The following is a 9179-nucleotide window of genomic DNA, read 5'->3' on the forward strand; positions in this document are numbered from 1 at the left end:
TAGGGCTTTAAATCCTCTTTTTGGCGGGGCTAGCTGTTGCCCTCAAAGGCCCATTTGCCACCATTTACCTGCATCAACGGCTTTTTAAGCAATAACTGCCGGAGCTAAACCAACCAAGCGGGCATGATTTACCAGTTTTTTGGATTGCTTCCCGTTCATTACTTCGGTTGCTGAGGCAGTAGTTACCGGAGCTAAAAAAACCAAGCGGACAGCTGCTACTACTTTTTTCTATTGCCCCGCGGGTATTACCGCTAGTAGAAGGAACGCAATAATTGCCAGAGCTGTAGTAACACAAAGGGCAGCTACCAGTTTTTGTAATCGGCCGTATCGGTTGTTGGGCGTAGCTGGTAGGGCTTAATGTGAGTATGAACAAAAACCTGCACAGTCAAATCGATAAAAAGACTTTTTGCATCCGAGTTAATTAATCAGCCTCAAAATAATAGTACTAGAAACTTTAAAAATAAATTCTATCGGTAAGGTTAGGATCTGATTAAAAGCTCTGGAAAATGAAAGTTGACATAGAAATAAATTTTAAAGTATTGCAAGCCAAAAGGAAAACAGAATCCACCTTTGAGTGTTGAGTTAATAGCTACCACATACAAAGTTTAGAATTCTCGCTTACTCCACAATTAATTCAACAGTAAGCGATATAAGTGGAAACGTAGAATTTAGCTTTGTTTGCAGTTGGTATTTCTTGATGTAAATTACAAGCAATTAATTATATTTAATTACGGCTTTTCTTGGTTATAGTTAAAATTATTTTTATTATTTGTTGTGCTCTTGCGCCAATCAATATGTTCATATTCATGTCCATAGCCAGGCCATGATCTATTTTCATCGCAATAATCTATTAAACGAATAAGTGCCCAGCCATCAATTTCCTAAATTGCTGCGGTGTTTTTAAGATTGAGGCTGATATCTACCATTGATTAGCTCTGTGATGCATACCTGGAATCGCAAACCTGATTACCTGTGTGCCTTTATTAAGCACAATTCCAATTCCAAGCCCAGATATCCCACCAGCCGCGGCACTCGGAAGAAAAAATATCCACCTTAGGAATTCCATGATTTGATTTTTAAATGTTTACTCATCATCTCCAAAAAAATCATTATCTAACTTGCCGATGGGAATTGTTCGAATGATCTGAACACCTACGCAGTATTCAATCATCAACTTTGCGAACTCTGGCCCATCTATCAGTTTTAGTCGCTTTGTTGTAAGGCCACTTGCAAAATCTCTTGCATCTGCTGTGAATTTGCTGCTGGTAACAAATACACCTTTGCTACAGCCCCCATGATCCATGGCACCAAGAAAACTCTGGACGATAGGGCGCCCAACTGAATTATCGGCGTAGCGTTTGGCTTGTATGTATATCTGATCAAGCCCCAGCTTGTCTTCATTAATCCTTCCGTCAATGCCACCATCTGGGCCACGCGGTACACCCTGCATTGATCTCATATCACCGCCTCCGTAGCCCATTGCTGCAAGCACTTGTAAAACAATCCGCTCAAACCTTGCTGGCTCACATGTCTTTAAATTTTCAAGCAGCTCAACCACTAAACCGTCTCTAAGAGCCGTTATGCCCTCCTCGATTAGCTCCTCAGGTGTTGAATCCGACGAAACAATGTCGTCCTTCCCTGAACTATTAGCTAGTGATTGCTCAGCTTTGCGAGCTTGATGAGCTTGGTACTCGGGAAAACTTTTTAAGTCTGCCAATGTTGCTGGCCTTCCAAGCGCCAACAATGAAGCTGCGTTTACTCCCAACTGCCAATGCGCCCTTTTAGGGCTAGCTATTGCACCAGCAACCTTCAAGTAGGAGGAAGCCCAACCGATTCTGTTCCTGACGATTGAGTTGCCACTTGTTTCATGGGTAATTGCAACCTGTTCTGGAGTTAATCCAGTGCTTTTGATTACTGCATCAGTCGCATCCTGGCGATACATCTCACCATTGGCCTGTAGCACCAATAGGAGTGGTGTCATGAACTCGTGGAATTTAGGCAGATCAGGCACTGCTATTGGTGAAGCTCTGCTAAGCATGGCAGGGTTGTTCCTTAGATTTGATAAACAGAGAACGAAGTTTTGTCTAACTCTCCTTTAACCGCAGACAAGAAACCCATTGGTGCTAGGAGCTTTCCCCTGGTACACAAGCTCATTCAGTTTGCAGATCTGAGGCGTTATTACGCCGAGATGAGAGAGGCACTTAAGTCAGCCAACCGCCAAACTGGTTCATATAAAGGCTGGGTTACACGTTGGAAAAACAAGGCCGCAGGACTTGAATTAGAACGTAAGCGGCTTGCACTTGAGGTCGAGAGCCATGTCCACGAGAAGAAGGTTCTCACGGAGCAACTGCGGTCTATCAGTGAGGACTACCAAGCAATGGGCATGGTTATGGCCAAGCTCGAGCATTTCGAGAACGCTGTAAACGATCTTCGCCGCATGAAACTGGTAGCCGACGAGCAGAGCATCTTCACTGGTTACTGGTCAGCGAATGCTCAGAAAGACCTTCGCTTGGGCGTGGATAACTTCCTTGAAGCTGTTGACGAGGTAATGGATGACGAATGGGTGGCGCCTGAAAAAAATATTGCTTCCACCTAATGGCAAAGAAGCTCCTATCTGAGCAGTTTCGTGAACAGCTACAGAACCTGGGATCAAGTCTTGCGACTCACACCAGATCGCTAGAGGAGCACTTCGATAAACAAGAGGCTTTTCTGGCCTTGCGCCACCATGAACTTGAGGAGGCAGCAACAGAAATGTTGCCTGCTGCCAAAGATGCAGCCGGAGCGTTGGAAATAGCTCTTGCCCCAATTGTTAAAGGTGAGCTGGCACTACTAACAGTGTCTGATCTAAAAAGCCTGTGTTCAAAATCAGGGCTCAAGGGATTTTCTAAGTACAAAAAGGCTGAGCTTGTTTCTTTTCTCAAGGCCAGTGGTATTGAGTCTCCACCGTTGCCGGTAAAAAAACTATCCCGTGCTCAGCTGGAAGCAATTGTTTACGCAATTTTAGCTACTAAGGGTATGGAATAACCTTGGTCTGATAGCCATTACCTACAGATAGAGCCACTCGTGACCTACAGCACTGAAACCCCAATTGGTGCAACAGATGCGGAAGGGCAGTTTGATGATTTTTTAGGCGCTCTCACTGCCTTGGGTGGCTCTGCTGGGAATGGGAACTTGAGGGAGGTCCTCGAGTGGGATCAAGAAAGCTATGAGGCTTGCAGAGACGAACTGATTAACCGTGGATTGATCGTTCCAGGCAGGGGGCGCGGTGGTTCTGTTGTCCTTGCTGGAGAAGACGAGGGAGGGGGAGACGGACCATCCGAACCAGCCAAGCGATCAAGGACGACCCGTGCCAGCAATGGAAAATCCGGCAGCTCCTTTGAACAGGCGTTCCGGGTAATCGATGACTGCCTTCGTAAGGAGTCCGGTTGTGGCACCGAGCTCGACTACACCGAGCAGACCTCTTGGCTTCTGTTCCTCAAATACCTCGATGGCCTTGAGGAGGATCGCGCCGCAATGGCCCTGCTCGAAGGGCGCAGCCACCAACCGATCCTTGAGGATCTATACCGCTGGAACAGCTGGGCTGCACCAAAGGATTCAAGTGGTCAACTCGATCACAACGTTGCGGTCACGGGCGACGACCTTCGTGATTTTGTGACCTTGCGCCTGTTCCCCTACCTGGAGCAGTTCAAGCAACGGGCCATCGGGCCAGACTCCATCGAATACAAGATCGGTGAGATTTTTGGGGAGATCCGCAACAAGATCTCCAGCGGCTACAACCTCCGTGAAATCATCGATGTGATCGATTGCCTGCGCTTCCGCTCCCAAACTGAGAAGCACGAGCTCTCGATGCTGTACGAGGAAAAGATCAAGCGGATGGGTAACGCTGGCCGCAATGGCGGTGAGTACTACACGCCCCGGCCACTGATTCGCTCGATCATCAAGGTCGTTAACCCACAAATTGGCGAGACCGTCTACGACCCTGCGGTTGGCTCTGCAGGCTTCTTATGCGAAGCATTTGAGTACATGAGTAAGGGCGGCTCAACAGGCCGAGAGCTCACCACCGAAGACCTCAACACCCTTCAAATAAAGACCTTCACTGGCAAGGAAAAGAAGAGCCTCGCCTATGTGATCGCCATCATGAACATGATCCTGCATGGGATTGAGGCACCCAAGATCATTCGCTCCAACACACTCACCGAGAACTTGAGCGATGTGCAGGAGCGTGACCGCTATGACGTGATCCTTGCCAACCCACCCTTTGGCGGCAGTGAACGCAGTGAGGTTCAACAGAACTTCCCGATTCGTTCCGGTGAAACTGCCTATCTGTTTTTGCAGCACTTTATTCGGATGCTTCGTGCGGGTGGCAGGGCGGGTGTAGTGATCAAAAATACATTCCTTTCTAATGTCGACAACGCTTCTGTCGCCCTGCGGCAGAAGCTCCTTGAAGAATGCAACCTCCACACCGTGCTCGATTGCCCTGGTGGGACATTCCAGGGAGCAGGAGTCAAAACGGTCGTCCTGTTTTTTGAGAAGGGCACACCAACCCAGAAGGTGTGGTTCTACCAGTTGGATCCAGGTCGCAACATGGGTAAAACCAATCCACTCAATGACCGTGACTTGAGTGAGTTTATTGAGCTACAACAGAACTTTGCCGACTCACCCAAAAGCTGGAGCATTGATGTCGCGGCTATCGACTCGGAGACATTTGACTTATCGGTGAAGAACCCCAACGGTGGCGAGGAAATCGTGCACCGCAGCCCTCAAGAAATCATAAACGAAATCGCCGCGCTGGATGGCGAGAGCGCGCAAGTGCTTGCCAACATTAAGGCGCTGCTATGAAGACGGGGTGGCAGACAAAGAAGCTGGGTGATGTGTGCGACTTTGAAGGTGGCTCGCAGCCTCCGAAGTCCGAATTCATCTACGACGAGAAGCCCGGCTACGTGCGCTTCCTGCAAATCCGCGACTTCGGCAGCGACAAAAACATCACCTACATTCGCCACTCGAAAAAGAATCGGCTCTGCGATGAAAGCGACATCCTGATTGGCCGCTACGGTGCGTCGGTTGGGAAAATTCTCACGGGCAAGGCTGGCTCTTACAACGTGGCATTGATGAAGACGCTTCCAAATCTGGAAGTCCTCGACCAATCGTGGTTCTACCACTTCCTCATCTCGGATGAATTTCAAAAGCCGCTCCTGAATGTTGCCGACCGTTCAGCGCAAGCCGGTTTCAGCAAAGACGACATCTATAACTTTCCCGTTCCCGTCCCCCCGCTGGCCGAACAGCAGCGGATCGTTGGGCTGCTGAATGAAGCGTTTGAGGGCCTCGCCACCGCCAAAGCTAACGCCGAAAAGAACCTTCAAAACGCCCGCGCCCTCTTCGAAAGCCACCTCCAATCCGTCTTCACCCAGCGCGGCCCGGGGTGGGTGGAGAAATCGCTTGGCGAAGTCGGCAAGGTCTCGATGTGCAAGAGAATCTTCAAGGAGGAAACCACAACGACCGGCGACATTCCGTTTTACAAAATCGGGACGTTCGGAAAAGAGCCCGATGCCTTTATTCCGATTCAAATCTATAACGAATATAGGACGAAGTACTCCTTTCCAAAGAAAGGCGATGTTCTCATCTCGGCGTCGGGAACCATCGGACGCCGCGTCCGATATGACGGTGAGCCAGCATATTTTCAGGATTCGAATATCGTCTGGATTGATAACGACGAAGAGCGGGTCCTTAACGATTTCCTATATCACTTCTACGGAGCGTGTAAGTGGAACTCAACGAAGGGCGCTACCATTTCCCGTCTCTACAATGACAATCTCAGGGGAATCGTGATTGCATTCCCTGAGTCGCATCAGGAGCAGAGGCTTATTGTCACTCAGCTCGACGACCTCCACGAAGAAACCCAACGCCTCGCCCGCCTCTACGAGCGGAAGTGCGCTGCGCTGGAGGCGTTGAAAAAATCGCTACTGCATCAGGCTTTTAGTGGGGAGCTTTAATTACCGCTAATGAACGAAGCGGAAACTCGCGCTGAACTTATCGATCCACTTCTAGTCGCAGCTGGGTGGGGAGTGGTTGATGGCAGCAGGATTCGCCGTGAGTACTCCATCACTCCTGGCCGCATTGAAGGAGCGGGTAAGCGTGGGAAGTCTTTAACTGCCGATTACGTACTCACCTATCGAAATTGTCAATTGGCGGTGGTGGAGGCAAAACCCGACACCGCACCGCTAACTGAGGGTGTCGCTCAAGCCAAGGACTACGCCAACAAACTGCAAATCCGTTTGACCTACTCCAGTAATGGCCTTGGTGTTTACGCCATTGATATGGCAAGTGGCGAGGAAGGTGAGGTTGAAGCCTTCCCCTCGCCAGAGGAGATATGGAACCGCACCTTCGCGGTTGAGAACGAGTGGCGTGATCGCTTTTCTGCCATCCCCTACCAAGACAAAGGAGGCAGTTGGCAGATTCGCTTCTACCAAGACATTGCCGTGAGGCGGGTATTGGAAGCGGTCGCCGCCCGCAAAGACCGCATCCTGTTGACCCTTGCTACGGGAACAGGCAAGACCTCAATTGCCTTCCAGATCATCTGGAAGCTGTTCCAAGCCAGATGGAACCTCTCATACCAACCCACCAGACGCCCTCGGATCCTTTTTCTGGCCGACCGAAACACTCTCGCAAAGCAGGCTTTCAACGACTTCACCAGCTTCGCGGCCTTTGAGGAGAACGCCCTGGCCCGCCTTCGGCCAGATGAGTTGCGTAAGAAAGGTCGGGTACCGACCAACGCCAGCGTTTTTCTGACGATCTTCCAGACGTTCATGTCTGGTCCTGCGGAAAATGGCAATCCATCGCCATGGTTTGGCCAGTACCCGCCTGACTTCTTTGATTTCATCGTGATCGACGAGTGCCACAGAGGAGGCGCAAACAGCGAATCAACTTGGCGGGACATCCTCGAATACTTCAAGCCAGCGGTGCAGCTGGGTTTGACGGCTACCCCTCGTCGCACGGAAAACACCGACACCTACGCCTACTTCGGCGAGCCGGTCTACACCTATTCGCTCAAGGAGGGGATCAACGACGGATACCTCACGCCTTTCCGCGTCAAGCAGATCAGCACCACGCTGGATGAATACGTTTACACACCTGATGACATGGTGCTGGAAGGTGATGTTGACGCTGGCCGCCGCTACACCGAAGCCGAGTTCAATCGCATCATCGAGATAAAGCAGCGCGAGAAGCAACGAGTGGAGATCCTGCTCAACCAGATCGACCAACGCCAAAAAACCATTGTTTTCTGCGCCACCCAGGAGCACGCGCTGGCAATCCGCGACCTAATCAACCAACTCAAGAGCAGCTCCAATCCCAACTACTGCCAGCGAGTCACGGCTGACGATGGCGAGCTTGGCGAGACGCACCTAAGCGACTTCCAGGACAACGAAAAGTCGATCCCAACGATCCTGACGACTTCCCAGAAGCTCTCAACAGGGGTGGACGCCAGGAACATTCGCAATATCGCCCTGCTGCGACCGGTCAACTCAATGATCGAGTTCAAGCAAATCGTTGGTCGCGGCACGCGCCTCTATGACGGCAAGGACTATTTCACGATCCTCGACTTCGTGAAGGCATACCAGCTGTTTAGCGATCCCGAATGGGATGGACCCCCTGAAGCCGTGGATACCGACCCCAAACAACCAACGCCCAAAGGCGATATCGAAGAACCTGACAAGCCTGAAGATGATGATGGCGGCGAGGAAAAACTTCGCCGTAGCAAGGTGAGCATCAAGCTCGGTGATGGGAAGGAACGGGCACTGCAGCACATGATGGTGACGAGCTTTTGGCACCCTGATGGCAAGCCGATGAGCTCGACCCAGTTCATCGAACTGCTCTACGGCCAATTGCCTGAATTCGCTAAGAATGAGGCCGAACTCCGTGAGATATGGAGTTCACCAGCTACCCGTAGCAAGCTCTTACAGGGCTTGGCTGAAAAGGGTTTTGGTGTTGAGCAGCTTGCCGAAATCCAATCAATCATTTCAGCCGAAAACAGCGACCTGTTTGATGTGCTGGCCTACGTCGCCTATGCCCTTGGTCCAATCCCGCGAGAAGAGCGTGCCCAACAAGCTCGCTTATACGTTGATTCCCGCTTCACTTCTAAGCAGCAAGTTTTTATTGACTTTGTGCTCCAGCACTACGTGACGATGGGCGTTCAGGAGTTGGCGCAGGAGAAGCTTGCGCCCCTTCTACGGCTTCGATACCAGAACTCGATTGCTGATGCACTGAATGACCTAGGTGGACCAAAAGAAGTTGGCGAGATGTTCGCTGGATTCCAGAGGTATCTTTACAAGATAGGGATTTCCGAATAAAAAATATAAATATTTCACGAAGCCTTAGGTTACACATTAATGAAATCCTCCTCTTAATTCTGGTAAAGATTTTGGCGCTAATTTAAATTAAATTCGATCTTGGGGTAAATTCAAGAACTGCCTAACACAACAAAATAGATTCATAAGAAACTGATCCACCTATGTTGTAATTGTGGACTTTATTGCAGTTTGCGCAGGTTTCATTTTTAGGATATCCACGATTTCATTATATTACTTGTTAAACAAAAGGGTTTAGTGATGCTAAAATATTAAAAAATTTAAAGCGCCGCCACACATGTGTGAACTTTCTGGTAAGGCCCAGCGCTCATTATTTCGCAAATTAGTAGTTTCATAAACTCGCCCTCTTGTGTCGCCACTACGAGTATGGAAACAATTTGGTTTATAGGTAAGACAGACCTTTACTTTATCCCCAGGTTTACTTCTGTGAATTGCAGGAATTGTGTCATTTGACACCTGGTAGCCACCATTACTAAATATTAATGCCGAGCCAGAGTCTGGAAGGCCAATATAAATATCATTTTCATCAGGTGCTTGAAGCCGATAATTTATTTCTATGATAAAGGTCTCGGCGCATGAACCTACCTGCTTAGGAAGTGGTGCAGCTATAGACAAGGGAAGTTGAAGCACACTTACTGATATCAGCAAGATAATTAGTCTCATGATTGCCTACAGTTCATATCTAGTGTTTGCCAAATTAAGCCTGATTGTAGACGAATTTGTTTTATTTGCTAAGCATAATTTTTGATACTTTCATCGCTTCAATATTCAATACCCCTAACCCTAGTTACTCTCCTAGCTTAACTCTCTCACAGC

7 protein-coding genes are annotated in these 9179 nt (G+C 49.2%); 5 read left to right on the forward strand and 2 right to left on the reverse strand.

The features are described 5' to 3' along the window. Positions 1-1084: 1084 nt before the first annotated feature. Positions 1085-2011: a restriction endonuclease gene (locus tag KBY68_RS12095; protein ID WP_255097443.1), complete on the reverse strand. Its 927-nt coding sequence runs from the start codon at positions 2009-2011 to the stop codon at positions 1085-1087. Positions 2012-2080: 69 nt separating this feature from the next. Between KBY68_RS12095 and KBY68_RS12100 the strand changes: the two genes are divergently transcribed. The 5 genes from KBY68_RS12100 to hsdR all read left to right on the forward strand — a co-directional run bounded on the left by KBY68_RS12100 (position 2081) and on the right by hsdR (position 8345). After that, positions 2081-2596 (forward strand): hypothetical protein, encoded by a 516-nt coding sequence (locus KBY68_RS12100; RefSeq protein ID WP_255097444.1) that lies wholly within the window; start codon positions 2081-2083, stop codon positions 2594-2596. Between the two features lie 119 nt (positions 2597-2715). After that, entirely contained in the window at positions 2716-3024 is a 309-nt protein-coding gene (locus KBY68_RS12105; protein WP_255097445.1) for a hypothetical protein, read from the forward strand. A gap of 39 nt (positions 3025-3063) precedes the next feature. Then, positions 3064-4839 carry a class I SAM-dependent DNA methyltransferase gene (locus KBY68_RS12110; RefSeq protein WP_255097446.1) on the forward strand — a complete coding sequence of 592 codons (1776 nt, stop codon included), beginning with the start codon at positions 3064-3066 and terminating at the stop codon, positions 4837-4839. Further along, a complete protein-coding gene (locus KBY68_RS12115) occupies positions 4836-5990 on the forward strand; it encodes a restriction endonuclease subunit S (RefSeq protein ID WP_255097447.1) in 1155 nt (384 codons plus the stop codon). Before KBY68_RS12110 ends, KBY68_RS12115 begins: the two co-directional genes overlap by 4 nt. A 9-nt stretch (positions 5991-5999) precedes the next feature. Next, complete coding sequence (gene hsdR / locus KBY68_RS12120; protein WP_255097448.1) at positions 6000-8345, forward strand: EcoAI/FtnUII family type I restriction enzme subunit R; 2346 nt, start codon at positions 6000-6002, stop codon at positions 8343-8345. 261 nt (positions 8346-8606) lie between these two features. On the opposite strand, the gene KBY68_RS12125 is transcribed toward hsdR, so the two are convergent. Then, complete coding sequence (locus KBY68_RS12125; RefSeq protein WP_255097449.1) at positions 8607-8978, reverse strand: hypothetical protein; 372 nt, start codon at positions 8976-8978, stop codon at positions 8607-8609. Positions 8979-9179: the final 201 nt, after the last annotated feature.

The sequence above is a fragment of the Synechococcus lacustris Maggiore-St4-Slac genome (assembly GCF_024345595.1).
Lineage (GTDB): Bacteria > Cyanobacteriota > Cyanobacteriia > PCC-6307 > Cyanobiaceae > Synechococcus_D > Synechococcus_D lacustris.